The organism is Brevibacillus sp. AY1 (assembly GCF_029870785.1).
Taxonomy (GTDB): domain Bacteria; phylum Bacillota; class Bacilli; order Brevibacillales; family Brevibacillaceae; genus Brevibacillus; species Brevibacillus invocatus.
Genome location: NZ_JAFLPN010000002.1, coordinates 14,180 through 37,717, shown reverse-complemented (window position 1 = coordinate 37,717; position 23,538 = coordinate 14,180). Strand labels below are relative to the sequence as shown.

General features: G+C 50.1%; 27 protein-coding genes and 1 riboswitch. Of the genes, 6 read left to right on the top strand and 21 right to left on the bottom strand.

What is annotated here, in order from left to right; genetic code table 11:
• Window positions 1–84: 84 nt before the first annotated feature.
• Complete coding sequence (locus JZI27_RS03575) at window positions 85–732, bottom strand: TetR/AcrR family transcriptional regulator (protein ID WP_280206803.1); 648 nt, start codon at window positions 730–732, stop codon at window positions 85–87.
• A gap of 174 nt (window positions 733–906) precedes the next feature.
• Here JZI27_RS03575 and JZI27_RS03570 point away from each other — a divergent pair, with 174 nt between their 5' ends.
• Window positions 907–1,272, top strand: coding sequence for a hypothetical protein (locus JZI27_RS03570; protein ID WP_280206802.1), 366 nt, complete (start codon window positions 907–909; stop codon window positions 1,270–1,272).
• Window positions 1,244–1,603, top strand: a complete 360-nt coding sequence (locus tag JZI27_RS03565) for a hypothetical protein (protein ID WP_280206801.1) — start codon at window positions 1,244–1,246, stop codon at window positions 1,601–1,603. Before JZI27_RS03570 ends, JZI27_RS03565 begins: the two co-directional genes overlap by 29 nt.
• Before the next feature lie 29 nt (window positions 1,604–1,632).
• Here the strand turns inward: JZI27_RS03565 and JZI27_RS03560 are convergent, their stop codons facing one another.
• The 4 genes from JZI27_RS03560 to JZI27_RS03545 form a co-directional block, all read right to left on the bottom strand.
• Window positions 1,633–2,445 carry an alpha/beta fold hydrolase gene (locus JZI27_RS03560; protein ID WP_280206800.1) on the bottom strand — a complete coding sequence of 271 codons (813 nt, stop codon included), beginning with the start codon at window positions 2,443–2,445 and terminating at the stop codon, window positions 1,633–1,635.
• A gap of 79 nt (window positions 2,446–2,524) precedes the next feature.
• Window positions 2,525–3,523 carry an ABC transporter permease gene (locus JZI27_RS03555; protein ID WP_280206799.1) on the bottom strand — a complete coding sequence of 333 codons (999 nt, stop codon included), beginning with the start codon at window positions 3,521–3,523 and terminating at the stop codon, window positions 2,525–2,527.
• 1 nt (window position 3,524) lies between these two features.
• Window positions 3,525–5,009 carry a sugar ABC transporter ATP-binding protein gene (locus JZI27_RS03550; protein ID WP_280206797.1) on the bottom strand — a complete coding sequence of 495 codons (1,485 nt, stop codon included), beginning with the start codon at window positions 5,007–5,009 and terminating at the stop codon, window positions 3,525–3,527.
• Between the two features lie 70 nt (window positions 5,010–5,079).
• Window positions 5,080–6,096 (bottom strand): sugar ABC transporter substrate-binding protein, encoded by a 1,017-nt coding sequence (locus tag JZI27_RS03545; protein WP_122910036.1) that lies wholly within the window; start codon window positions 6,094–6,096, stop codon window positions 5,080–5,082.
• A gap of 109 nt (window positions 6,097–6,205) precedes the next feature.
• A riboswitch (SAM riboswitch) is annotated at window positions 6,206–6,322 on the bottom strand.
• 197 nt (window positions 6,323–6,519) lie between these two features.
• Between JZI27_RS03545 and JZI27_RS03540 the strand changes: the two genes are divergently transcribed.
• Both JZI27_RS03540 and JZI27_RS03535 read left to right on the top strand, forming a co-directional pair.
• Window positions 6,520–7,779: an ATP-binding protein gene (locus tag JZI27_RS03540; RefSeq protein WP_280206796.1), complete on the top strand. Its 1,260-nt coding sequence runs from the start codon at window positions 6,520–6,522 to the stop codon at window positions 7,777–7,779.
• Window positions 7,780–7,839: 60 nt separating this feature from the next.
• A complete protein-coding gene (locus JZI27_RS03535; RefSeq protein WP_251243265.1) occupies window positions 7,840–8,259 on the top strand; it encodes a hypothetical protein in 420 nt (139 codons plus the stop codon).
• On the opposite strand, the gene JZI27_RS03530 is transcribed toward JZI27_RS03535, so the two are convergent.
• Window positions 8,240–9,121, bottom strand: coding sequence for a GNAT family N-acetyltransferase (locus tag JZI27_RS03530; RefSeq protein WP_251243264.1), 882 nt, complete (start codon window positions 9,119–9,121; stop codon window positions 8,240–8,242). The genes JZI27_RS03535 and JZI27_RS03530 overlap by 20 nt on opposite strands.
• A 169-nt stretch (window positions 9,122–9,290) precedes the next feature.
• Here JZI27_RS03530 and JZI27_RS03525 point away from each other — a divergent pair, with 169 nt between their 5' ends.
• Complete coding sequence (locus JZI27_RS03525; RefSeq protein ID WP_251243263.1) at window positions 9,291–10,172, top strand: hypothetical protein; 882 nt, start codon at window positions 9,291–9,293, stop codon at window positions 10,170–10,172.
• Window positions 10,173–10,250: 78 nt separating this feature from the next.
• Here JZI27_RS03525 and JZI27_RS03520 read toward each other — a convergent pair whose 3' ends face one another.
• The 7 genes from JZI27_RS03520 to JZI27_RS03490 all read right to left on the bottom strand — a co-directional run bounded on the left by JZI27_RS03520 (window position 10,251) and on the right by JZI27_RS03490 (window position 16,734).
• Window positions 10,251–11,822: a phytoene desaturase family protein gene (locus tag JZI27_RS03520; RefSeq protein ID WP_251243262.1), complete on the bottom strand. Its 1,572-nt coding sequence runs from the start codon at window positions 11,820–11,822 to the stop codon at window positions 10,251–10,253.
• A gap of 34 nt (window positions 11,823–11,856) precedes the next feature.
• The gene (locus tag JZI27_RS03515; RefSeq protein WP_280206795.1) at window positions 11,857–13,431 is read right to left on the bottom strand and encodes a phytoene desaturase family protein; all 1,575 of its coding nucleotides are present in this window, start codon (window positions 13,429–13,431) and stop codon (window positions 11,857–11,859) included.
• 116 nt (window positions 13,432–13,547) lie between these two features.
• Entirely contained in the window at window positions 13,548–14,186 is a 639-nt protein-coding gene (locus JZI27_RS03510; RefSeq protein WP_122910043.1) for a Crp/Fnr family transcriptional regulator, read from the bottom strand.
• Window positions 14,187–14,226: 40 nt separating this feature from the next.
• Window positions 14,227–14,508 (bottom strand): hypothetical protein, encoded by a 282-nt coding sequence (locus JZI27_RS03505; RefSeq protein WP_251243260.1) that lies wholly within the window; start codon window positions 14,506–14,508, stop codon window positions 14,227–14,229.
• Window positions 14,509–14,550: 42 nt separating this feature from the next.
• Window positions 14,551–14,727 (bottom strand): riboflavin kinase, encoded by a 177-nt coding sequence (locus tag JZI27_RS03500; RefSeq protein ID WP_183185148.1) that lies wholly within the window; start codon window positions 14,725–14,727, stop codon window positions 14,551–14,553.
• 106 nt (window positions 14,728–14,833) lie between these two features.
• Window positions 14,834–15,883, bottom strand: coding sequence for an LLM class flavin-dependent oxidoreductase (locus JZI27_RS03495; protein WP_122910046.1), 1,050 nt, complete (start codon window positions 15,881–15,883; stop codon window positions 14,834–14,836).
• A 248-nt stretch (window positions 15,884–16,131) separates the two neighbouring features.
• Window positions 16,132–16,734, bottom strand: a complete 603-nt coding sequence (locus JZI27_RS03490; protein ID WP_280206794.1) for an MBL fold metallo-hydrolase — start codon at window positions 16,732–16,734, stop codon at window positions 16,132–16,134.
• Between JZI27_RS03490 and JZI27_RS25005 the strand changes: the two genes are divergently transcribed.
• Entirely contained in the window at window positions 16,692–16,928 is a 237-nt protein-coding gene (locus tag JZI27_RS25005; RefSeq protein WP_481752789.1) for an Hpt domain-containing protein, read from the top strand. The two genes, JZI27_RS03490 and JZI27_RS25005, sit on opposite strands and share 43 nt — an antisense overlap.
• Before the next feature lie 79 nt (window positions 16,929–17,007).
• Here the strand turns inward: JZI27_RS25005 and JZI27_RS03485 are convergent, their stop codons facing one another.
• From JZI27_RS03485 to JZI27_RS03450, 8 genes are all read right to left on the bottom strand, one after another.
• Window positions 17,008–17,508, bottom strand: a complete 501-nt coding sequence (locus JZI27_RS03485; RefSeq protein ID WP_280206793.1) for a flavin reductase family protein — start codon at window positions 17,506–17,508, stop codon at window positions 17,008–17,010.
• Window positions 17,509–17,588: 80 nt separating this feature from the next.
• Window positions 17,589–19,037, bottom strand: a complete 1,449-nt coding sequence (locus JZI27_RS03480) for a purine-cytosine permease family protein (RefSeq protein ID WP_280206792.1) — start codon at window positions 19,035–19,037, stop codon at window positions 17,589–17,591.
• 153 nt (window positions 19,038–19,190) lie between these two features.
• Entirely contained in the window at window positions 19,191–19,988 is a 798-nt protein-coding gene (locus tag JZI27_RS03475) for a cyclase family protein (protein ID WP_122911372.1), read from the bottom strand.
• A 1-nt stretch (window position 19,989) separates the two neighbouring features.
• Window positions 19,990–20,280 (bottom strand): hypothetical protein, encoded by a 291-nt coding sequence (locus JZI27_RS03470; protein ID WP_280206791.1) that lies wholly within the window; start codon window positions 20,278–20,280, stop codon window positions 19,990–19,992.
• On the bottom strand, window positions 20,265–21,290 hold the full coding sequence (locus JZI27_RS03465) for a thiamine pyrophosphate-dependent enzyme (protein WP_122911374.1): 1,026 nt from the start codon (window positions 21,288–21,290) through the stop codon (window positions 20,265–20,267). Before JZI27_RS03465 ends, JZI27_RS03470 begins: the two co-directional genes overlap by 16 nt.
• A complete protein-coding gene (locus tag JZI27_RS03460; protein ID WP_122911375.1) occupies window positions 21,290–22,534 on the bottom strand; it encodes a phenylglyoxylate dehydrogenase in 1,245 nt (414 codons plus the stop codon). The genes JZI27_RS03465 and JZI27_RS03460 overlap by 1 nt, the downstream gene beginning before the upstream one ends.
• Window positions 22,534–22,827 carry a 4Fe-4S binding protein gene (locus tag JZI27_RS03455; RefSeq protein WP_122911376.1) on the bottom strand — a complete coding sequence of 98 codons (294 nt, stop codon included), beginning with the start codon at window positions 22,825–22,827 and terminating at the stop codon, window positions 22,534–22,536. The genes JZI27_RS03460 and JZI27_RS03455 overlap by 1 nt, the downstream gene beginning before the upstream one ends.
• A 3-nt stretch (window positions 22,828–22,830) precedes the next feature.
• Complete coding sequence (locus tag JZI27_RS03450) at window positions 22,831–23,409, bottom strand: 2-oxoacid:acceptor oxidoreductase family protein (RefSeq protein WP_122911377.1); 579 nt, start codon at window positions 23,407–23,409, stop codon at window positions 22,831–22,833.
• Window positions 23,410–23,538: the final 129 nt, after the last annotated feature.

The following is a 23,538-nucleotide window of genomic DNA, read 5'->3' as shown; positions in this document are numbered from 1 at the left end:
CGGTCATATTATGAACGCGTTCATAATTTAAGTTGAGCCTATTATCTCTCTCCTGAAAAAGAGGGTCAAGAAGAAAAAAACGGACTATAGCGTCCGCATGATGGTTCGGATGTATTTCATGGTTTTCTCGGCAGCTTCCTGCGGGTCGGCATCCCGACGCTTGTTCAGCACTGTCGTCATCATCCCTTCCCAGATCAGGACAGCCATCTCGTTGACTTCCTCAATTTTCTCATCTGACAGCTGCTGCTCCTGCTTGGCCAATTCCAGCAATGCCCTGCTGCGCGAGGTGAGATCCGGATCGTACAGCATCGGCCTGATCTCTTCTGTAAAGCCGATCAGATCGCTGGAGTAGATGGAAAAGTAATGCTCCAGCATGTCCTGGGGTTTTTGCCCCAGATCGGCAATGAACAAGGCGTGATAGATTTGCGGTTTGGCAAAAGAATGTTTGCAAAAGCACTCCCAGCTCAGCACGTACTTGTCCACGTACGTCTCTCCCCGCTCCAGATACAGCGGAAGCTCTTGCAAGTATTCCTTCACAAATCGCATGGAGGCAAAGTAGAGAAGATGGGACAGCTCTTCAAAATAATTGTAGATCGTCGAACTGGTGTATCCTGCACGTTCCCCGATTTTTCGGGCGCTGACATGCTCGATGCCCTCCTCCTCGATGATCTCCACTGTCGCATCCACGAAATATTGCAGCATCCGCTTGATCTGCTTTTCTCTTCTCGCCATAAGCGGCCACCTTTCTTGATATCTGCTCATGGTCAAGCAGAACTCTTCATCTCCCTGATTATACCGTATCCGGCAAGATAAATGGCAAAATCACCCTGATTGCAGGTTTTTGAGCATTCCGTAGAGAAAAATATTTATCTGATTGGATATTTCCATATGTTGGGAGGTGCACGTGTGAAGGAATGGCTCTATTCGATTGTTTTTGCCCTGCTGTTAGGTATTGGAGCCTATGGTGGTTATCTATTAGGCGCCAGCAACGCAGCGGTAACGATGGACAAAGAGCTGGCTATACGACAGCATACGGAAATGACCATGCTGGGCCAGATCGAACAGCTTCAAAAGCAGATCGAGAACTTACATGAAGCTGAATCCACGAGGAATCTAGGAGATAACCAAGTAATGCAAGATTATGACTATCTGGTGAAGATGTTCAACTCAACGGATGATAAAGGAGCTGGCCATGATTTTGAACAACCTCGATCACATATGGAGAGTTACGGGTTCCAACTGGATGACACCAACTGGCTACGCTTCAGCTGACGAACGCTACCGCATGTTGCAAATAGAGGAGGCTCCTGTCCAAGTTCGTGAATGGGCAACCCAATGGATGGCCTCTTCGGATTGGGAAAAACACTACTTGCTGCTCGGCGAAAAAACGTACGTATTGATCAAAACCTCAGAAAGCAACACAGACTCTGTGGAATTGCAGGATCTAGGTTTTTGGGCAGGGGAACTGTCCGTATCATTCCAGACGTTTGATTATAGCAAAACAGCAGATCTTTCGCTGATTAGCGATTATCTGCTGCTTGAAGTAGACTATGCTGCCGAGCATGGGGTCAGCTTTAGGGAATCCTACTCCTACCGCGAGTAGCTGGAGAGCCTTCTCAAAAGCGCTACATCCTACCTGGCAAAATGCAAGCCCGCAAACACCCGACTATGATGCCTCTGGATAAAGCCGATCGACAGACGATTGAATTCATCTGGTTGATCAACGTTGACCACATGACCAGATTTGGCAATCATGCTAAGTTTGGAATTTTTCTGTTTTTTTACGTGTGACTGAACGGATGGCAGGAACATGTAATCCTCTTCACCCATGATATACAAAGTAGGAATCTCGGTTTCCTTTGCCAACAGGTTAGATAGAAAACCATTCACACCCTTGGTCAGCTTGAACCATCGCTTGAATTCCTTTTGACAGAGCTTTTTGGCCTCTCGTACAAACAAGGAGCGTGATTCCCGATGTCTTTGGCTCGGCATGATCACCCAGGCAAACAAACGGTACAGCCACATGTAAGGGACGATGTGCTTTACCAAATTGCCCAGCGAAATCAACACCTGGGAACGAAAATTCAGACGAATGACGGCACCACCCATGACCATCGAGCGGATTTTGGACGGCTCCTTCTCGGCAATCGACTGAACAATGATCGTCCCCAGCGAGATCCCGACAAAATGGGTGGAGGAAATGTTCAGATGGTTCAACACATCGATGATATCTTTGCTTACATCTGCAAAAGTATAATCGGCAAACCATTTTCGCTTCACATTCTTGGATTTTCCATGCCCGCGCAAATCAATTAACAAGATGTTGAACTTCTCCTTGAAAGCTCGAAGCTGTTTATACCAAATGGATGAACTTCCGCCGGCACCGTGTACAAAGGTCACCCATTCACAATTTTCTCCACGTATGTACGTCTTGTAGTAAATCAAAAGCACAACCTCCCGGACCTATTATATAAGAGGTTGTGCATATAAGAAAAGGTTTACCATTCTCTGGAACACGACGGCATTACGCCTTCCGTTTTCTTCTCACCTGATAGTAGGTAACAGCCAGTGCCAATGCCAGCACGACCCCTTTGATAATATCGTAGGCGTAATAGGGAAGATTGAGCATGGTCATGCCGTTCAACAGCACCCCGATCAGGATCGCACCCACGAACGTACCGAATACGTTGGGCTTGCCTACCCCAAAGACCGAGAAGCCGACAAAGGCTGCTGCTACCGCATCCATCAGCATGGAGCTGCCACTGCTCACCTGTCCTGTTCCGATACGGGCCGCCAACAGCATGCCCCCTAGTCCAGCAAACAGAGCGGAAAGCACGTAGGCGAGCGTGCGATAACGATTGACAGGTATCCCGGACAAGCGGGCTGCCTCCAGATTGCCACCTGTCATGTACAGCATGCGTCCCTGCTTGGTATAGGTCAGGTATACGTGCGTGATCGCGACCAACAAAAAGGTCAGAATCACCGGAACAGGCACAGAAAACCATTCCCCCTGGCCCAGCCAGAGAAACCATTCCTGGAATTTGCCCGGAGCCGTGGTCCCGTCTTGCATCGGCATGTTTGCATAAATCGAGTAGCCCTTGGAGTAGGTCATGTGCACGCCATTGACGATATAGAGCATCGCCAGTGTAGCCAGCAGGTCCGGAATGCGGATTTTTACGACGAGAAAAGCGTTGACCAGCCCGACCAAGAGACTGAGTACGATCGGCACCACCAGGGTAAGAAACGGTCCCTGCTCATACCAGACCATCATGGACGCTGCGGTCACCGTCGTCAGGGAAACAGTGGCGCCCACCGAGAGGTCAAATCCTCCGACGATCAGTGAAAACGTAACCCCGATCGCAACGAACGTCACAATCGAGATCGAACGCAATATATCCTTCAGATTGTCGTATGTGAAAAAGTACGGATTGGTCAGACTGAAATACAGTACAACCAGGGCGATTACCGCCACCGTACCGTATTTATAGACCCAATCAAACAAACTCGTTTTTTGTCCTTCCATCTTACTCACCTCCACTTGCGTAATACATGATCAGTTCCTGAGTTGCTTGCTCGCGATCCAATTCCTTGACGATTCTGCCCTCGCACATGACCAGAATCCGGTCCGCGATTCCCAGTACTTCTGCAAACTCGCAGGAAAAGTAGAGCACACCCTTTTTATTTGCTGCCAGATTGCCGATCAAGCGGTAGATGTCGCTCTTCGCTCCGATGTCTACGCCCTTGGTCGGCTCATCGAACATAAATATAGAAGAATCGGTATCCAGCCATTTGCCGATCGCTACTTTTTGCTGATTGCCGCCGCTGAGCAGACCCACGAGCAAGCTGCTGTCCGCTGTTTTGACTCCGACTCGCTCGATCAGCTCATTGGCCTGCAGGGCTTCCAGACTATGGCGTACAAAGCCGAATACAGACGACAGAGTCGCTACCGACAAATTTCGCTTGACCGACTCCTCTACGAAGATCCCTTCCTTGCGTCTTTCTTCCGGCACGAGGACGATACCGGCATCTACCGCATCCTTGGGTGTTCGCAGGCGAAGCCGCTTCCCTTTCAGCACAATGTCACCTGAATCGCATGGATCAGCTCCAAAGAGGAGGCGCGCCAGCTCAGTCTTTCCTGCGCCGACCAGACCTACGACACCGACGATCTCTCCTTCACGCACCGTCAAGTCAGCACCGCGAACCTTGCCGCCTTTTACCCCGGCAACCTCCAGAAGGGGCTCCCCCATCTCCACATCGACCTTCGGGAACTCCTCGGCAAAGCTTTTCCCCAGCATATGGCTTATCACTTCGTCCATGTCGGTTGCAGCGGTTTCCGTCGTATGCACCCGCTGACCGTCGCGCATGATCGTGATTCGGTCGCATATTTGAAAAATCTCCGGCAGGCGATGCGAAATGTAGATAATCCCGACTCCTGCCTGTTTCAGCTGCGCAATGATCTGAAACAGCCGCTCGCACTCCCGGTTGCTCAGTGGGGCCGTCGGTTCGTCGAATATGACGAACTTCGCCTTTTGCACAGTGGCTCGCGCGATCAGGATCAGCTGTTTCTCAGACAGCGTACATGCTTCTACCTGTTTTTTGACCGAGATCGAAAAGCCAAACTCGCGCAAAATGTCTTCCGCCTGTGAGTAGATTCGCGGCCACCGAATCAAATCCGTGCCTTTGGCTTGCACGAGCTGGTCCAGCAAAATGTTCTCTGCCACGCTCAAATAAGGGATCAGAGCGGTATCCACCTCCTGGTAGACACACTGTACACCCTGCGCTTTGGCATCCTGAGGCGAATGAATCTGCAGCTGCTCCCCATCGATCGAGATCGAGCCTTCGTCAGTCTGATACGCCCCCGTCAATATCTTCATCAACGTGCTTTTTCCAGCGCCATTCGCTCCCAGAAGAGCATGAACCTCCCCTGCCTTCACTTCAAAATCGACTCCTCGCAAAGCAGGCACACCGGAAAAAGCCTTGACGATTCCTTTCATTTGTAGAATCGACATCCCATTCACCCCCTAAATGGAAGATTCCCGTTGATGGATCAACGGGAATAACCAACCAGCACGATCCGCATTACTTGCCCCACTCAGTGATATATTGGGACAACTCTGCCATCGTTACTTTTTTATCCTTTGGCAAGTCATCCTGCTTGACCAGCAATGGATTCAGCTTCACACTGTCGGGAACCTCTTCCCCTTTGATTTTCTTGAAGACCGTTTCCGCGTGAATACGGCCAATGTTGGATGGATCGACGGCTGCTGTAGCTGCCCAAGGTGAGTTGTCTGCTTGCATCAGCTGCAGGTCCTCGTCACTCAGGTCAATTCCGTAAACCTTGATCTCCGTACGTCCTGCTTGCTGGATCGCGCGAGTCGCTCCTTTGGCGAATTCATCCCACGCTGCCCAGACAGCAGTGATGTCTCCCTTGTTCGGATATTGACGCAGGATCGCTTCCATCTGTGTCTGTGTATCTACTGCGGTATTGTTCGTCGCACTGCCGAATGCCGCGATTTCTTTGATATCTGGATATTTCTTCAGGAATTCCTCGTATTTCACCTGACGTTTTTCCATCGGTGCGAAGCCGGCCACCCAGATCTTCACGATGTTTCCTTTACCGTTGTGGTCACTCGCCAGTTGTTCCAGGCTCAGTTCAGCCAGCTTCTGGTCATCCTGCTCGACGACAGGCACTCCCGGAATGCTGATATCGGTGTCAAACAAGACGACTGGAATCTTTTTGTCGACTGCTTTTTGGGTTCCTTGCTGGAGCGCTTCCGCCGTTCCGTGGTCGATCAGAATGCCATCGAAGTTCTGGTTGACTGCCGCATCCAGATTGGACGCCATTTTCGCCAGATCCGTATTGGCGTTAAAGACAGTCAGCTCGCCGCCATGTTTCTCTACCTCTGCTTTTACGCCGCTGATGTATTGTGCCGAGAAGGTTCCGACATCCTGGCGCATCACCAAAGCGATCCGCTTTTTGTCTCCAGCTGCCGCATCTCCACCCTGGGATGTGCTACCAGCACCGCCTCCGCAAGCGGTCAATAACAAGGACAAACTCAATGCCAAAAAACTAATCCGACTAACATGCTTTTTCATATTGTTTTACCCCCTTTTGTCTGTTTACCTTGATCCAAAGAAGAGGCCTGAGCAATCAAAAAGCCCCTTTCTTTATATAAAGAAAGAGGCTTCAATCACAGATCTACGCCTCTTATCTTTCAGGTATGCGATCTACCTGTAGGAATTAGCACCTTGGTACGCCAATAACTCGTACTAGGTTGCCGGGCTTCATAGGGCCAGTCCCTCAGCCTTCTCTGGATAAGAGTAATTTACATATTCACAAGTGTAATTCAAGTTCTATAACAGAATAGTATTCAAGAATCACCTAGATGTCAACTTGGTTTTTTAAAAATTTGAGTTGTCTTTCAAACTGTACATTGCGTTTGTAAAAAAAGGAATTAATGTGAGTTTTGTCGAACTATGATGGCCAAATAGACTGAAAACCTCTGGTGGGGATGCGAATTGAGTCTTATCAAAGAAATTACTCTTCAGCTCTTTTTTGCTCTGATCCCTTTTGTTATGTACAACATTTATTACAGAGACAAGATGAGGAGCTACAGCTCGCTATTCATTCTGATTACCAGCTCGATCTCTTTGCTGCTGGCGATGACCTTTGCCTCCAGCGCCGTAGAGGGTTTAATTTTTGATATTCGTTACGTCATCATGTTTTTTGGACTTGTTTACGGAGGAATTCAGACAGGTCTGATTCTCCTTGTCGAATTCGTCATATACCGTCTTTATCTGGGCGGCGATGGAAAATGGGTCGCCTTGTTGATCTTAGTCGTTTCGTTTTCCCTCTCTCTGGTCTTTGCCAAAAAATATCGGACTTCTCAAAACAAAACTTCCATCATTCTAGTAGCCGGCATCGTCTTTTCAGCCCTTCCCATGCTGATGACCTACCTGTTCCTGCATTCCTTTTTTGTGCAAAACATCCCGTACCACGCGATTACCATTCCGCTGAAGAATTGTATCGGCATCTGGCTGCTCATGACCTTGTTCAGCAAGGCTGTAGAAGATAAAGAAATGTTCATCCGTCATGCCCAAAACGAGAAAATTACCACGATGAGTCATGTGGCTGCCTCTCTGGTCCATGAAGTGCGCAACCCGCTTACAGCCGTGAAAGGATTTTTGAAGCTGATCAAGGAGGCTCCCGATGACCTGCCCAAGGTGGAGCAGTATATCACGATCTGTCTGGACGAGGTAAAACGCACCGAGGCTATCCTGTCCGACTACCTCTCGATTTCCAAACCACTGTCAGAGAGGCATGAACGGATCGATCTGTCCGCCCAAATCACTACCATCCATGACGTCATGTTCCCTTTTGCCACCATGAATAATGTGGAGCTGGAGGTTCAAGCTCCCCAGACACCCGTTCTGATCATGGCCAATCCCGATGAAATCAAACAGGTTCTGGTCAACTTTATCAAAAATGCTGTCGAAGCCTGCTCTCATTCCGCACAAGGGAAAGTAACCTTGCTTCTCAAAACCGAAGAGAGTCAGGCCATCCTGGAGATCAAGGACAACGGAATCGGCATGAGTGAAAAAGAAATGAGTCGCCTCGGCTCCATCTATTTTTCCACCAAGTCGAGCGGCACAGGACTTGGACTCACATACTCGTACAATGCGATACACGTCATGGGCGGGAAGGTAGCTGTAAACAGCATACCAAGGATCGGTACGACCTTTACGATTTCATTTCCGATGAAATTCGAATCTCCTTAATCGATCCTCACACGCAAATTTAAGACCTACGAACCGCTCCCCGAATGGAAAAGTACCGGGATGAAACAGGTGGAAGCCGGTCATCAGGCACGCAACGACGCTAGAATTTTCAAACCAGTCTTTTATGGTACCCTGTTCCTCAACTTCCTGATCGCCCTATTGTGGATGCCTCATTGGGCCATTGAAGATATCAACTTTCTGGAAGATTCCCCATCTGCGATGATCGGGCTGCTGAATATCTTCCTGCTCTTCTTCTCCAGGACCTACTGGCGTAAAAACCAGGCCTGGTACCGCCCACTCCTGGACATTACACTGCTGATTGCAGTCCAATTGAGCGGCATGGCTGCATCTACTCTTTTGTATCCGCCGATTCCTGAGACCTATTTTGAGGCGGTCATCATCGATGGATTCGTTCTCGGATGTTTCCTTTTTGCCGTGTTTGTCGGCAGTCGCCTTGCTTTCAGATCTCCAGCGTCATAAATACCTGTTCCGCCATTTTCGTAAACGCCGCACGCTCCAAGGCTGATATGACGCGGTGATTGCTGACAGGCAGGTTGACCGTCAAGCGATGATAGCTGGCATTTTCCGCATCACGAGACGCATACACGCCTTCCAGCGCATACTGGATAATCTCGTCCGCATCCGTGCGCTCGGGGTGCGCCCCAGCATCGAACAGCAGCACAGTGGAAAGCTCCCCGTTGTCACCATAGATTCGACGATACAAGGCATAGCCAATCACCAGCTCCTGCTCATCACGAATCAGAAGTGCTTCCCTGTTTTCAATCGTATTCCACTGCACATCCCAGATTGGCTCATTCCAAAATGGCAGACGATAGACATCCTGCGGTATGCCATGCTCACCTCGGTATGGCAGATTTTCTTTCGTGGAGCGGGAATCCGGCCACTCTTGGCTCTCCAGAAAAATCGAATGCCCGACTACCTGAAAGCCCATACGTTCATACAGGGAGATGGCTTTGCTGTTTTCTTTGATCGCGACCAGAGCTGCCATATCTACCCCCTGCTCCCGATAGATCTGCAAGGTCTCCTCCATCAAGCGCTGCCCTACTCCTTGTCTTCGGTATTCAGGCGCTACCCCAGTTCCGCCGTTCCAGGCAATCCGTTTTCCCTTGCGATTCCAGATCCCGTTCAGAACAATCCCGATCGGCTCCTGGCCGTGAAAAGCGACCAAGGAATGTACCGGAGACAGCTCCTCCTTGCCGAGCTTGTGTGCAAGACTGTCTGCCGTTTTGGATTGGTCGAAAAAATAGCCTTCAAATCCTCGATTGTACCCCCGTACCGCTTCATCCAGTGTACATTGATTCAGTCTTTTCAACGTAATCATGCCTACTCCCCCTCTACATCTTTATTTTGTACATACAGTTTATAATATTTTTTAAATTGAGAAAATATATTTTATTGAGGTATAGAAAATACTCACAAAAGGAATAGAACGTGCCGATACTAATACAGGCATATCTGCACCAAGTCTCTCTCATCTGGAGGAAATCAAATTGAAAGCATCACGTACCGTTTCCTGTCTCTTGTTCATTGCGCTGTTCGTGTTCCTGACTGGCTTTTCACCTGCAGATCAAAAAATAAAAGCAACCTGGCTGTGGCAAACCACCATGATTGTCTCCGAGCCGGATCACATTCTCTCTTTTACTCAGGAGCAAGGCGTCAATCTGCTCTATCTAAAGATCGATATCACGCGAAAGCCTGCCTACTACCAGCCCTTTATCAAAAAGGCACATGCTGCAGGTGTAACCGTACATGCGTTGGGCGGCAATCCGAACTGGGGCCTGAAGGAAAACCGCTCCAAAATTCTGGATCTGGTCGATTGGGTGAACGCCTACAATCAACAAGTATCACCGGATGAAAAAGTCAAAGGCATCCATCTCGATATCGAACCGTACCTTTTGCCGGAATGGAAACAGGACCAGGCTTCTGTCATGCGCCAATGGATGGATAATGTTGAGGCGTATCTCGCACGGGCCAGTGCAGACCCCACTCTGGAAATCGGCTGCGACATCCCTTTCTGGCTGGACAAGAACCCGATCCCTGGTAATCCACAGCTGACGATCACAGAATGGCTCATTGCCAAACACGATGACGTAACAGTGATGGCGTATCGCGACAAGGCAGAAGGCTCCAACAGCATCTCTGCATTGGTACCGCAGGAGCTGGGCTGGGCAGATGAGTTAGGCAAAAAGGTATTGATCGCAGTGGAAACGAAGCAAAGCAACGAAGGCGATTTCATCACGTTTTACGAAGAGGGCGCCACGTATATGAACGAGGAGCTGGACAAGCTGCCCGGATTGCTGGCACAGCATCCTTCGTTCGCAGGCGTTGCAATCCACTCTTACGAATACTGGAAGACCTTGAAGAAGGAATAAAAAAAAGCGATCCCTTCGTCTCGAACAAAGACGTTGGGATCGCTTTTTTGTAAGTGATTTTTTACAGAGTCGTACCGATCAGCCCTTCATCGCTTTAACTGCCAAATAGCCGGAGGTTCCACCAAGACCTGCCCCCGGATGCGTGGAGGCACCGATGTGATACAGGTTTTTGATCGGTGTCTCATGCCGTTTGTAGCCTGTTCCTGGTCTCCAGAACAGGAATTGATCTACGGACGACGAGCCAGAATAAGGATCTCCGCCTACCAGATTGGGGTTGAAACGTTCCAATTCGACCGGGGATATCGCGACGCGCTTCAAAATCGATTCCTTGAAATGCGGGATATGCTGGCTGATTCGCTCCTCGATCCGATCCACATAAGCACGGACCACCTGATCGGTATAACCTCCCGCTGTATCGATCTGTCCTGCTGCATCCCCTGCCAGTTTGCGCGGCATCTCCTGCAATTGAATCCACAGCGTATGCTGTCCTTGCGGTGCACGGCTCGGATCATAGGAGGTGTGCTGACCCAGCACGATCGTTCCCTCTTTGGGCAGCAAGCCATTGGCGGCTTCCGTGACGGATTGGCTGACGCCATTCATTCCGCCAGTCAGGTGAATGATCGCAGCCCGCCTTAATTCTTCGTCTTTCCAGTCGAGCGGTCGATCCAATGCGTAGTGGATCTGCATATCAGCCCGCCCATACTGGTAATTTTGCGCGTCCTTGCGCACCTGTGCCGGCACCTGATCTGGTGTGAGCAGCTTGTCGTAGAGCTGCTGCGGCGTCACATTTGCCAGTACGAACTGAGCGTGATATTCGCTCTTGTCCAGAGTCCGAACCCCTTTGACCCGTCCGTTTTCTACCAGGATCTGTTCCACCTGTGCGTTGGTGAAAAACTCTCCGCCGTTGTCGGTGACGATTTTCATGATCGCCTTGACCAGCTCGCTTCCCCCGCCTTTTGGGATCGGCATACTCGCTGCTTCCAGTGTAAAGACGATCAGCTGAGCCATGATGCTGCCCGCTGCATCGTCCGGTCCGACTCCCGTATGAAGAATCCACGGCGCGATTAGCGCTTTGATCGCATCGTTTTGAAAATGCAGGTCCAGCCATTTTCGCGTAGGAGCAACCATGCTGCCCACGTGGCGGGTAAATTCCGTTACCCCTTTGTTGCGAAGGGATTTGAGCACAGACTGGATCGCGGCCCACGACATCGGCTCGTTGCCGAACAGCGTGAAGATCATTTCGGAATTGGCTTCAAAATATTTCATCGCTTCATGATAACGATCACCATCACCTGGCATGAGGCGGTTGAAATGCTCGATATTCTTCTGGCGATTGTTGTAGAGCACAGCGCTGCGCTGATCAGGCAGGATTACACCTGTTGGCACATCCGTATTCACGTACTCCAGCCCGTTTTTGTGAAGCTCGTCCTTTAGCTCTCCGTATGCAGGTCCGGTCACAAACAGAGGGTGCCACCCGGAGAACACATCATGCTTAAAGCCAGGCAGCGTGATCTCGTCGGTGCGAATGCAGCCGCCGATCCAGGAGCTTCTCTCCAGCACCGCTACCTTTTGACCTCTTTTCGCCAGCATCGCCGCTGCCGTCAGCGAGTTGATCCCGCTCCCAATTATCACTGAATCATATCGTTTCATCGATGAACCTCCCACGTATACGATTGCTGCCCAATCAAGCTTTCAATAATTGCTTTGCCAGCAGATAGCCGGAAGTTGCATTCAAGCCTCCACCCGGCCAGATCGATGCCCCGATGAGGAACAGCCCGTCCACCGGTGTTTTGTAGCGAGACCAGCCTGGCACGGGTCGAAACAAAAAGTTTTGATCCAGATGGTGGCTTCCCGATACACTGTCCCCGCCCACCAGATTTGGGTTGGCGACTTCCAGATCACGTGGGGAATAGACGGTGCGGCCGATGATCTGCTGAGTCACATTTGGCGCGTAGACCTCCAGCTTTTTCAGGACACGATCCGCATAGGCATCCTTCATCTGATCCCAGGTGCCGATCCCGATTTCATGCAAAGAATCACGCTGCGGCTTCGCCGGGAGAGCGCGCACCTGTACCCACAAGGTGTGTTTCCCTTCTGGCGCTCGCGATGGATCAAAGGCGCTTTGCTGCCCGACTACCAGCAGGGGACTGGCTGGCAGCTCTCCGTTCAAGGCGTCCGAATACGTACGTGCTACGTCTTCCACGTACGGCCCGATATGCACATAGGCAAACTTGGCATAATCCTCACCCGCATTCCAAGAGAGTGGGCCATCCAGCGCCAAATGAATCATCATCGTCCCGGGTCCATAGCGGAACTTTCGGTAACGCTCCACATATGCCGAAGGAAGGGTCTCTGGGTCGAGCAGCTTTGTGATCAGCTGTGTCGGTGTAATGTTTCCAATCACGGCTTTTCTGGCATGAATCTTGTTTCCGTTCGCCAATTGTACGCCGACTGCCCGATTGTTTTGGACCAGCACTTTTTCTACCGGATGCTGGGTCAGCACTTGCCCTCCCCGCTTTTCCAAGGTCTTGACCATGCTTTGAATGAGGTTGCTGATGCCCCCCTTGGCAATCGCCATGCCATTCCGATGATCCAAAGGCGGTTCTACAAACGGAAATTGCGCACCGCCAGACACATCTGGCCCGAAGTCCAGGTGGAAAGCCCAAGGAATAAACAGCGATTGTACCTTTTCATTCTCAAACCAATACTCCGCAAATTGTCGCGGACTTTTCAGGATCATGCTGCCTAGCTCAACAGTCTTGGCATATCCGAGGGCCCTCCACATCCGGTAGAGCTGACGCGCAGCGGGCCAGGATGGCAGAGGCATTTGCAGCAGAGGCAGGAAATGTGGAGCTGTTTCATCAAAAAATTTCAACAGAGCCTTCCAGGAATCGGCGTCGTGGTTAGAATGACGCTGAAACTGCGCGATCGTTTTTTGTGCATCTGTGTACACGCCGATTCCATCCCCATCGGGAAACACACTGGCAAACGGCTGGTCACTCACAGCAATATCAAAACCGTTCCGATGAAATTCTGTCTTCATCTCCTGGTAGATCTGCGAACCGAGAAACAGGCCGATATTCGTCGCGTACAAATCGTGCGTGAAGCCTGGTATTGTCACTTCCCCGCTTTTCGACGCTCCACCCGCTTGATCCGCCTGTTCCAACACGAGTACCTTGTGGCCAGCCTGTGCCAGCTTCAACGCACAAGCCAGCCCGTTATGACCTGAACCAACGACGATATAATCTGCGTCGTTCATAGCATCACCTCATCGACATTTGAGCACTGCGCATATCTAAAAAGGTACGGGACCATAGAAGTTGAATCCGATTTAAAGCTTAGAAATAAAGGTATGATGACCAAAAATCCATTGGCTCAGATATACAACCTGCTTAACTTCTCGCGTTCTTTAATCACGATCATGCGATTTTGAATATCGATCAGATCGTTCTCTTTCCACTTTTTCAAGATCTTGTACACCGTAATGCGCGTCAATCCCGTACAGTTCGCAATGTCCTGCTGCGTCATCGAAATCCTGTCGGAGCGGTACGTCCTGCAAAACTTGGAGAGTGAATACGCGATATACTGCTCGGCTGTAAACGTTTTCAAAAGTATATCTTCGCTTAATATTCTCATTTTTTGGACAATTGAATCGATAAAAAAGGAAAGGAAATCAGGACAGGCCTGCACCATCTCCCTGAACACTTCTCTCGAGAAATAATAGAGGACCGTGTTCTCGACAGCTACGGCCGTGGAGAAGTAAGCCAGCTGATCGATTGCCTGCTCCCCAAACAGCTTGCCTTCTCCGTGAATATCGAGTATTTTCCGGCTTCCTTCCGGCTTCACCGTCATGATTTTGACGAGTCCAGAGTGTAAGTAGTAAAAACCGTTTCCTACCTCACCTTGTGAATAAATAATCGCCTTCTGTTTCTTGAACTGTCTTTCTCCATATTTGAGGTAGGGCTGCCAGGATACACTCTGTTCCTGATGCTTGTGGTTCAGAATCATTGACATGAAGATGCCCCCCTAATTTTGAAAGAATGAAGGTATGCCATTATTTCTTGCACATGCTCGTAAACGCGTCCAGCTTCTCCACCAGACCCCCGTGACCGAACTTGAAGCTCGATTTTTTGTTCAGGTTGGCCTGACTGGTACCGATCGATTGCAAAAATGAGAGGATCATTTGGCGTCGGACAACAATATCCTTGTTTCCTTTTTGATAGAAGTAAGAATCAATGGTGTTGTAGATCCCCCGATTCACTCCGTACACGGTTTCGCATACCTTGCAGAACGAAAAGTCAGGCAAATGGATTTTTTCCTCGACTGCATTCCGCATTTCAAATCCCCCATTCCTTCCTTTCTTTCGTAGTCGCTGAGCTCAGCTCTGCTCAATACGCTTTCTCGTCTCGTCCACATCCTGTTCCACGGAGAGGTTCGCTGTTGGAAAACCAATCTTTCGTCCGATTTGTTGACCATAGATAACGATTCCGGTAAAGGATACCACGATTTCGTGTGCGGGGATGTTAACTGCTTCACGATTTTGCCATATTTTCATCATGCTTCCCCCAAAAATTTTGGTAAAGAACATGGACAAAAAGAGGGTAATCCCTGAATTCAGAAATTACCCATTGAGGTTTGTTGCACTGCACGGGAGCCTGCGCTTATTTGAAGTTCGGCATAACCTGCTTGCTGATCAGCTCTTGCTGCTTGATCACTTTCCAATGATCCATTCCGCCGTAGTTGGTCAAGAAATCGATCTCCGTCAAGCCTTCTACCTCACGCTTCACGCGCTCAATTTTTTCACAGATTTCTTCTGGCGTACCAATCCAAACCACATCGCCCTCGGTGATTTGCTCGTAAGTCATGTCTGCCAATTTCTCCAGAATGCCTTTGGCGTAGAAGTTGAATCCGGCGTTGAGCATGCGGTCGCGGTTTGGCAAAGCGACGGTTGGCGCACTGTTTCCAGCGAGGAAGTTTTTGAAGTGCTTCTCGGATTCCTTGCGAATTTGCGCCGCGTCATCGTCCATGTAGACCGCATGCAGCCAGACAACCTGCGGCTCATTGCCATGCTTGTAGCAAGCGTCACGATAAATATTGAGCTGTTCCTTGAGATTTTCCAATGGTAGCAATGGCGGTACAAAAATTCCCCAGCCTTTGATACCGGCTTGTTCGTAAGTATGATTGCTGGTTCCACCTGTATAGTAGGGCATTTTCTTTTGCAATGGGCTTGGTACGATATCGACGTCTTTCGCTGTATAGTATTTGCCTTCGAAATTGACGCGACCTTCACTCAGTCCCTGCTCCAGAATCGCCAATGCTTCTTCAAATCTCGGTTTGGCTTCTTCGATCGGTACGATGCCCTCGTCCGGGAATACCCAAGCGTGGCCGCGCCCTACTCCGACCTCAATCCGGCCATTCGTCAAAATGTCTGCGACTGCAATTTCTCCTGCCATGCGCAGCGGGTTTACTTGTGGCAAAATGTGCAAGGCTGTACGGAAGCGAATATGCTGTGTCTGATGCGCCACAGCCGTATAGATAGCCAGGGGATTGGCAGAGATCGAGAACCTGGAGAAATGGTGGTGATCGATCAGCGAGTATACATCAAAACCCACCTGATCCGCATGAATAATCTGCTTGATCACTTCATCGTACAATTGCTTTTCGGTTTTGCCGTTTGACAGCTGCATTTCGGAATAAAGTCCAAATTTCACTAGTCAACTCTCCTTCGCACATTTTATAGTGAATATTTCATATATTCTGTTTCTTTTTCTACTATATTCGACAATTCCCCGAAATGTATATGTGTAGTCCCGTAACTTCGGGATTCCCCTGGCACGAAAAAAAGTAGCCTCCCTCCGAAGATTCTCTTTTCGCACGAAACAAAAAACCAGTCCCTCGTACAAGACATGCTTGTTTGAATGGACCGGTTTCACGGAGTCTGCTATTTCCTTTCACTCCATTACTGGATCGGGTTCTCTACGATTTCGTTGAGGCGTTCTTTGATACCTCCCGAACAAACTCCCCCGTGATAGGTAATCACATGATCGATGTCATAGTCTAGCAATTTGCCTACCGACAGCAGGGCAGTCTCTTTGTCCGGAGTAAATTTGGGATCAAAAGGCATGAGCACTCCATCTCGAGATGTGAGTGCATCGCCGGAGATCAAGGTCTTGCTGGGGCGATGATACAAAGAGATATGATCAGGAGAATGCCCCGGCGTATAGATGATCTCAATGCCTCCACAGTCAGGGAGAAGTTCTTTGTCCTGAAGCGTCTGATCGACTTTTACATAGGGTGCCAGCGCACCGCTTTTGATGAGCGGGGTTTCCCCTGCCAGGTACGGCACCGCGATTTCATGAGCCAGCACTTGGACTTTCCCGCCAAAAGCCGCAACCAGCTCAGGCAAGCTCCCGATGTGATCCCGATCCTGATGAGTAATGATGATTTTGGTTAAACGGTCAAACGAAATGCCTTCCTTCTCCACTGCCTCGCGGATTTGAACGGCAAAATACGAAAGCCATGGCGCAGCTAAAAGAGGCCATTTTACAAAAGGACCAGCCATTCTTTACCCGAATCCTTCATTCTACCAAATCAGGCTGCGCATTTATCGGAGCCATCAGTTTGGTTGAGCTCCTTGCTCAGATGGAGGAATTGGACTGCAATTCCAATCAAAGAGAGGCTCTCACCTATCTATCGGCAGTTCAGCGAGAGTTTTGGAGAGTCCATGAATATTTGCGGGGGCTTCAAACCTCATAATCCATAGGCAAGTGTGAAAGCCAGAATTCTGCTCGACGTAGAATTCTGGCTTTCGTGTATGGCATTCTGGGTAAAAAAACTAGGCAAACCAACTATCCGGGATGCTGCCGACCTTGCGTCTGAAGTACAGCAAGGGCTCTTTGTCTGTCTTTTCAATATGCACCACTTCGCCAATAAAGATCGTGTGATCCCCGGCTTCCACGACCTGGGCTGTCTTGCATTCCATCAGCCCTAGCGACTCCGGCAGAACAGGCAGCCTTCTCTTGGACCAGCTCCACTCTACATCGTCAAACTTGTTGGGCTCTCTGCTCGCAAAGCGCCAGCAAACCTCGTTCTGATCCTCTGCCAGAATGTGTACGGCGAACCTGCCTGCCTTCTTAAAAGCATGCAAGGATCCCGCCTTGGCGTCTACACAGAAGAGTACCAACAGAGGATCGATGGAGACGGATACAAAGGAGTTCGCCGTCAGACCAGCTGGATTCCCTTCTGCATCCCCTGTCGTAATAATGGTAACTCCCGTTGGATAGCTACCCATGATCGCCTTGAACGTATCGACGTTCTTGTTCACATGTGTTTGCATTCGTGTTCCTCCCCTTCTCCTATCCGTTGCTTCTTTTCTCTCTTTTGATTATGCGGGAACGGCGATTTGCTTTTCGTTCATCATTTCATGTTTAAGGAACGCAAATTTGGTCCATCCACCGCATACTTGGGCTTGAATACATACAAACGAAGGATCGGATAGACGACACCGGATACGACCAGTGATGTAAAGAACTCAATCGGCACGACGGTATTCAGGACGTAGTGTGCCAGGATTACCCCAATGATTGTAGACAGGACGCCTGACCAGTTGATTTCCTCTGCTCCGAATTTGGCTGTATCCTGCTGCCCCAGCTTTGGACGAACGATGAAATAGTCTGCGATCATAATACCGGCAAAGCATGTTGTAATCACACCCAGAATCGTGATCCAGGCGTTGACCAACGCAAGGATTTGCCCGTAAAGCATGATCAGACCAATGACGTTCCCCATCACGACGAAGACGAAGCGTCCGGGCTTCCAGTTCAAACTGGCGAAAAGGTTGGACAAGGCGAGCGAGCCGCTGTACGTATTGAGCACCTGTGCCTTGAATTGCGCCAATACCATTAATATAAATCCAATGATTCCACCGAAAATGATAAAGGCTGCTGCGATACTGTCAGGGCTTTGCAAGGCTGTCTGTGCCGCTGTCGCCGCATCCATGCCCTGCACCTTCATATAGTAGTCCGTAATCGTCGGCATCCCGGCAAACATCACCAGTCCGCCAATGGTCAGCATGCAAATATCCATTGCGATGTTCCCCAGGAATGCTGCGATCCCGATATCCCGCGACCTTTTCGCATAGCGCCCAAAGTCTGCATCGACCAGCGCCAAAGCTCCCGCAGACCCGATCAGTACGTTAATCCCGAAGATCAGCTTGTCCGTATCGCTCGTCACTCCCATCGAAGCGAGAACCTCAGGTGGGAATTGTGCTCCGAATGAGAGGACAGAGCTCCAGGACTGACCCGATACCGCGATAATGTCAAAGAGCATGTACAGCAGCACGGCGAAAAACGCGATCAAGGAATAGGATGATACCTTCGCTACCAATTTGAAACCGAATGTGGTAATAACAATCCATAATATCGTTAAGATTCCGTAAATCACGATCTTTGCTGTCAGCGTGTCCTCGATGGCAAAGAAAAATAGAAAGCCCTTGTACAACAACGCATTCTCAATGGCTAAAAAACCTAGAATCATAAAGCCATAAATCGCTGAAGCAATAATCGAGCCTTTGATTCCGAAGCCGTATATGCGCGACATGACCGTACTTGAAAGGCCTGATTTAAAGGCGATGTGCCCAACGGCCCAACCAAGCGCTCCTCCTACGACCGTCACGATCAGCCCTGCGATGATCCCGATTTTAATCCCTGCAACAAACGTGACCAGTGCCCCGAAAAACAGCTGAATGAGTGTGGTCGCAATCCCCGCTGTATTCCAGGAGAGACTCAGCCAGCCTTGACGCTCTGACTCCGGCACACTCTCCAGCGCATGGTCTTCAATGACAGACTGCATATCTTTTTCGCTCATACTCGTAACCACCCTTAAAGGAATAAAATAAATGAAGAACAAAATGATCCAACATTAAAAATATTCTGTATATAAATGGGTGTTAAGAGCAAAATGAATGGCTCATTTTGCTCCTCGAGATGTGATATACCTGTTCAGGTCAGAACGTATGCCTTACTTAGCCCTGGGAACCAAAGCAATCGGACGAATTGGACTTCCGCTGCCGTCGGTAATTTTCAGCGGTGTCGCAATGATGATGGCACCTCTTGGCGGCAGTTTGTCGACATTCGCCAAGGAGGCCATGCCGTAGCGATTAGCCTCATGCATGTAGTAATGGCTAGGGAAAGCAGGCTCCAATGTCGCAGCGATTCCTGCGTCTGTCCCTACCGTCTCCACCCCGACGCCCAGGATTTTTCTTTCCTTTGCCAAAAACTCGGAAGCTTCTGGCGCAAATCCAGGGGTATGCGGCATGCCGTCTGCTCCCACGTTGAAGAACTTTTCGTGATTGTCGTTGTATTCTGCCCAGCCCGTATGCAGGATCAGGTAGGCGTGCTCCGGAATCTTGCCGTGCACACTCTCGAATTCAAGAATGTCTGCGACCGTCAATAAAAAATCCGGGTTTTCCTGGCACTTCTGCTTCACATCAATCACACACGCTTCCCCGATCATGTTCTTCATCGGAAGCGTATCGACGCCGTCCTGGCCCTTCCCGCTGATCCAGTGACGCGGTGCATCGAAGTGCGTTCCTACGTGCTCACCTGTGGTGAAATCGTTCCAGTACCACGCTGGACCGTTCTCATCGTAGTTGGAAAGGCGATTGTAGCGGAAAGTTCCCGTATTGACGAACGGCTCCGGCAATTGCATGACAGGGGTATTTTCGTTCAATGGTTGAGCCAAATCGACGACTTCAATGCCTCCGCTGACAATGCCGGCAAGCAGATCACCCAGTAGATCTTTTGTGGAAGTACTCATTTTATTTGCCTCCCTTTAACCATTTTTCGAATTCCGTTGCATTCAGTTCCTTCATCTTTTGCTCAATTTCCAACTGCCGGTACCACGCTGCTTTTCTGCTTTTTCCGTAATACTCCTGATGAATGACGTTCCCCTTCGCATCCTTTACGTACAGGGTCGTCTTGCCCAAGCGTACTGCATCACCTGCACGGAACAGCTTTTCAAAGACCCAGACGAACGGCATCCTCCATGCATGGGCCGTTGCGTCGATTTCCACTTGATACGGCATATCCGCCTTTACGTGATTCTGCATAGGTCTTTGAGCCTTTTGTAATTTTGGTCCACCGAGTATTGCAGGCTGCGGATTTCTTCATCCGTCAAGTGAGCATACTTTTGCATGGAACGCGTATACTCCTCGATCGGTGTACGCTTCTTCACTTCATAGGTCATTCTGAACTTGCCTTCCACACACTCCCACAGCGGATACAGGTTGGTCTCTACTGCCAGCTTGCCTACCTCGATGGTTTTCTCCGTCGGGAATTTCCAGCCTGTCGGACAGCCCGAGTAGAGGTGGATGTAGGACATGCCGTTCTTTACCTGCATCGCTTTTTTCAATTTGTCGATGTAGTCAGGCAAGAACGAAGGGTTAGCAGTCGCCACGTAAGGGATGTTGTGTGCTGCCATAATCATCGGCATATCTTTTCCCTTTTGCGATTTCCCTTGGCTTTTTTCCCCTACAGGCGTGGTTTGGGTCCACGACCATTTCGGCGTCGTTCCGCTTCGCTGAACCCCTGTGTTCATGTAGGCTTCGTTGTCGTAGCAGATGTAGATGATGTTCTCTCCACGCTCGGCTGCTCCGGACAAGGACTGGAAGCCCGCATCCGCTGTACCGCCGTCACCGGCAAAGGCCACTACATTCACATCGCGGCCTTCCCGCTGATACTGCCGCTTGATCCCGGCCAGCATCGCTGCCGTATTGTCCAACAGCGGGAAAAAGACGGGAATTTTGGTTCCCGATCCGCCCTGGAAGCCGACAACACCTATACCGCCCATGCAGCCAGGAGGAATAGCCAGGATCGTATTCGGCCCCAGAATACGCAGGGTCGTGCGCAGTGCCAGCTCGGCATGGCACCCGAGACAAGCAGAGTTGCCCGGTGACAGCAGGTCCTCATGCCGGGTCACATCGTAATACGCTTCCTTGATTTTCTTTTCTTCCCGGAAAATAAAGCCGAATCTCTTTTTGGTAAAGAAGGAATCATCCTTTACCAGCGTTGCCTTGGCGCCTTTCGGACGCGTCGAATAGTTATTGTTGTTACTCTCCATCACACGATCCCCTCCTTTACCTCTTGATCTGCTTGGTCTTCTAAATCAAACAGCTGATCGACGTCCACTTCATCCAGACCGAACCAGGTCACGTCGCGATACTCGCCGCCATTGGCTACGTACTGGGTAATCACGATGGCTTGCTTGATTTGCTCCAGCGTGACATCGGAGCCGCCGAGCCCGCCGATAAAGTCGATCATCGGAGGCATGCGCTTGCCGCCAAACGCCGTACGCAATTCGAGGTAGCTGGTGCCGTAGCCTGCCGCAAAGGAAACGTTGCGATCGATCGTGCCAATCGCTTTTACCCCGGAGAGCAGCGCTTGCATCTCTTCTACCGGGAATGGACGCAGGACGCGAATGCGCACCATCCCTACCTTGATGCCCAGCTCCCGCATCTCGTCAATCGCCACGCGCGCAGTTCCCGCCGGACTTCCCATACAGACGATGGCGATGTCGGCATCCTCCATACGGTAAACATCCACCATGCCACCGTGATCTCGACCGAAAAGCTGGGACCACTCTTGACGGACTTCCTCGATGACTTCCTTGGCGTACTTCATCGCCGTTACCTGTTTATGCCGGAATTCCGTCAGCATCGGACCTGCCGTCAGCGGGTCGACAGACATCGGTTTGTCCGGATCCAGCTTCACATGAGTGATATCCGGCTTTGGCAGGAAGCTGTCCACCTTCTCCTGTTCGGGAATTTCTACCCGCTCCGCCATATGGGAAAGCGAGAAGCCGTCGTAACAGACGTTTACCGGAAGAAGAACGCCTTTGTTCTCCGCGATTTTATAGGCTTGCACGACCGTGTCCAAAACCTCCTGGTTGCTCTCACACCAGATCTGAATCCATCCCGCTTCGCGAACGGTGACGGCATCCTGCTGACCGCCCCAGACGGTTTGCGGTGAAATCACTTCACGGGTAACCAGCGCCATGACGATCGGCAAACGCATGGTACTGGTTCGGATGTACGGCTCATACATCAGGGCAAGACCTTGTGAGCTGGTTCCTGTAAAGGTGCGTGCTCCTGCGAATACCCCGCCCTGCAAGACGCTCAGTGCGGTATGTTCACTCTCTACTTCTACGAGGTCGGCATCGATTTCACCCTCGGCTACGAATGTGGCCAAATATTCGACCAACGGCGTCTGCGGTGTGATCGGATAGGCTGCCAGCAAGGAGACACGTGCCAGCTTGGCTCCCCATGCCGCAGCTTTGTTTCCATTCAATACGTCAATTTTGCCCACTATTCCTCACCTACCTCTTCATACATCGTAATGGCATTGGCTGGACAGACTTCTGCGCAAATCCCGCAGCCCTTGCACCAATCCAGATTCGTATCGTAATGGGTGTTCAACTCAAGCTTGCATCCGACGGGACAGTACATGTAGCAAGCAGAGCATCGCTTGCAAAGATCCGGATCTGTCACCGGACGCTGATACCGCCAAAGACCGGTATTGACCACATACAGCCCTTTCCCAACGGAGGCAACATCATCACCTGTCAGTCGATACAACTTGTCAGGTACTTTTGCGCTCATCTCTTATCCCTCCGCCTTCTGTAACTGGCCGCTGCGCGTGACAACCTGTACTTCATTGAATCCACGCGCAACTGCTACCAGGTTTTTTTCTACGATTTTCTTCGGAAAGTTAATCTCTATACATTCGGACAACGACTGTAAAGAAACCAGTTTGGTCGCCTGAGCAAAAGCGCCAAGCAAAATGGTGTTGGTAATCGGTGCCTTGAATACTTCCAGCGCTATGCGTACAGCATCAATCGTCGCAAGCGTTTCCACATTTTCTGGAACATCGTCCAGCGTCATTTTTTTACGGGAGTTAAGAATCGCAAATCCATTCGCTTTTACACCATTAAAAATCGGGAGCTGTACGATGAGAGCGGAGTCAAGCACAATGATGCCATCAGGCTCATACACCTGCGTTCGTTCCCGGATCGGTTTGCTATCCAGCTTCACAAACGCTTCAAGCGGTGCGCCGCGGCGTTCAAAGCCGTAAGCTGGGATGGATTGACCGTAATTGCCCTCATGCACCAGTGCATGGCACAGCAGCTCGGATGCCATCACAGCGCCCTGCCCGCCTCGACCGTGAAATCGAATTTGTTTCATCTCCTTCACCTCCTTCAAGTAGTTGTAACCTGTTTAACCATGATAGATTATTTAAAAAATTCAATATGCTAAGCATTTTACAGTTGTGTCAGGAAAGCTGATGATTCGACACTTCCTCAATTCGATATC